Here is a 2,771-nt window from a genome sequence, read left to right on the forward strand (position 1 = left end):
AACTGGAGGTCGGCCGCCATGTTCCGCCGGACCGGGTGTGGTCGGCATGGCTGTGCGGCGACCACCTCGTCAGTGAGCGGCGTGAGGTTCTGCGCCAGTTCGCCAACGGGATCGACACGGCCGGGCGCCGGGTGCACCGCGCGTTCCTCGCCAGCTGCCGCGTCCTCGGAGAAGGCGTCGACATCACCGGGGACCGCGGGGTGGAGGCGGTCTGCTTCGCCGACACCCGCGGCTCCCAGATCGAGATCGTCCAGAACATCGGCCGGGCACTCCGACTCAACAAGGACTGCACCACCAAGGTCGCCCGCATCATCGTCCCGGTGTTCCTGGAACCGAACGAGGACCCCACCGACATGGTCGCCAGCGCCAGCTACAAGCCGCTCGTAGCCGTCCTCCAAGGGCTCCGCAGCCACGATGAGCGCCTGGTCGAGCAACTCGCCTCCCGCGCCCTCACCAGCGGCAAGCGCAAGGTCCACGTCCAGCGCGACGAGAACGGGCAGATCGTCGGCGCCGGCAGCGAGAGCGACGGCGAGGACCAGGAGCACGACGGCGACACAGACGCCGCTGCCGAGTCCGCGCTGCTGCACTTCTCCAGCCCGCGCGACACAGCGACGATCGCGGCCTTCCTGCGCACTCGGGTATACCGGCCGGAGTCGCTGGTGTGGCTGGAGGGCTACCAGGCCCTCATCCGGTGGAGGGCGGAGAACGAGATCACCGGCGTCCACGCCGTGCCCTACGACGTCGAGGTCGAAGTGGGGGTCACGAAGAACTTCCCCCTCGGGCGGTGGGTCCATCAACAACGGAAGACGCTGCGGGCCGGAGAGCTGGAGGAGCGGCGCAAGGTCCTCCTGGACGCGCCCGAGGCTGGGATGGTCTGGGAGCCCGGCGAGGAGGCGTGGGAGAACAAGCTCGCCGCACTCCGCTCCTACCGGCGGGCCACCGGGCACCTCGCACCGCGGCAGGACGCAGTGTGGGGTGAGAGCGAGGCTGAGGCGCTCGTGCCGGTCGGGCAGCACATGGCCAACCTCCGCCGGAAAGGCGGCCTGGGGAAGGACCCGAAGCGCGCGGCGGAGCGGGCGGCGCAGCTGTCGGCGATCGATGAGGACTGGAACTGCCCGTGGCCGCTGGACTGGCAGCGGCACTACCGCGTCCTGGCGGACCTGGTCGACGCCGACGGCGTCCTGCCGGCCATCGAACCCGGGGTGCTGTTCGAGGGTGACGACCTGGGCAAGTGGCTCCAGCGGCAGAAGAACCCCGGCACCTGGGCGCAGCTTCTCCCCGAGCAGCAGGAGCGGCTGTCGAAGCTGGGTGTGCAGCCCGCTGAGAGCGCGTCTCCCGCCCCGGCAGCCGCTCGTACGACGAAGGGGCCGAGCAAGGCACAGACAGCATTCCAGCGCGGCCTGGCAGCCCTCACGCTATGGGTGGAACGAGAAGGCGCCGACCGCCCGGTACCGCGCGGGCACAGCGAGATCATCGCGGTCGACGGCGGGACGGAGCCGGCGGTCGTGAAGCTGGGCGTATGGATCTCCAACACGAAATCCAGAAGAGACCGGCTGGACACCGACCAGCTCGGCGCCCTCGCCAAGCTCGGCATGCAATGGGCGAAACCTGGCAGGCAGTGACAGACGACCTGGGAGAACTGACACGACAGACTGCAGGTGCCGGCCTTGCCGACTGGCGGCTTCGAGAGGCAGATGTGGGACAGATCGAGCAGGGGTTGGAGCGCGCGTTGCGCACCCGGCCCGTTCCTTCAAGCAACGGAGCCCGCCTGCGGTTTCTGCTGGCATCACACGGTGGTTCCACTCGGAGGGTAGCCGCCGTGCTAGGTTCTGTCGTCAAATGTCACGCCCACATCAGGAGTGAGGCGAGGGTGACGGCTGCTTCGTAGGACTGGACGGTCTTGTCGTAGTGTCTGGCGATGCCGCGCCATTGCTTCAGACGGTTGAAGCACCGCTCCACGACGTTGCGGTGCTTGTAGGCCTCGCGGTCGAAGGCCGGCGGGCGGCCACCGCGGCTGCCCCGCCGGGCCCGGTTGCCGATCTGGTCGGCCCGCTCGGGAATCGTGTGGGGGATGCCGCGGCGGCGGAGCCAGGTGCGGATCGCCTTGGAGCTGTAGCCCTTGTCGCCCAGGACGTGATCGGGCCGGACGCGGGGACGGCCGGGGCCGATCCGGGGCACCCTGATCGCGTCCATCACGGCGGTGAACTGGGTGCAGTCGTTGGTGTTGCCGCCCGTCACGACGAAGCCGAGCGGACGGCCCCGGCCGTCGCAGGCCAGGTGCACCTTGCTGGTCAGACCGCCCCTGGACCGGCCGAGGGCCGGGTCGCAGAGCCCCCTTTTCGAGCCCCGGCAGCATGCTGGTGGGCCCGGACGACCGTGGAATCGACCGACACCAGCCACTCGATGTCGCCCGCCGCGTCGGCCCTCGCCTGCGCGGCCCGCAGCATCCGTTCGAACGTCCCGTCCGCCGCCCACCTGCGAAAACGCGTATGCAGCGTGGCCCACGGCCCGTAGCGCTCGGGCACATCCCGCCAGGCCGTCCCGGTCCGGAACTTCCACACGATCCCGTTCAGGACCCTGCGGTCATCCAGCCGCTTCCGCCCCCGCAACGACACGGGCAGCAACGGCCGGACGAACTCCCACTCAGCATCAGACAGTTCATGACGACGTATCACGACACCATGATCCACCAACGATGATCATTTGAAGACACCGCCTAGAGAGCCTCGGGGGTCAGTCGATGCCGGGCAGGATGTGCGGCTCGGCGAGGT

1 protein-coding gene and 1 pseudogene are annotated in these 2,771 nt (G+C 69.4%); one reads left to right on the forward strand and one right to left on the reverse strand.

The window, feature by feature from the left end:
• Nucleotides 1–1,622 (forward strand): Helicase associated domain protein (locus tag ACWFRU_RS42185; protein WP_453694151.1); only part of this gene is annotated, 1,622 nt, incomplete at its 5' end.
• Between the two features lie 220 nt (nt 1,623–1,842).
• On the opposite strand, the pseudogene ACWFRU_RS42190 reads toward ACWFRU_RS42185, so the two are convergent.
• Nucleotides 1,843–2,672, reverse strand: a pseudogene (locus tag ACWFRU_RS42190) (IS5 family transposase).
• Nucleotides 2,673–2,771: the final 99 nt, after the last annotated feature.

The sequence above is a fragment of the Streptomyces sp. NPDC055099 genome (genome assembly GCF_053607685.1).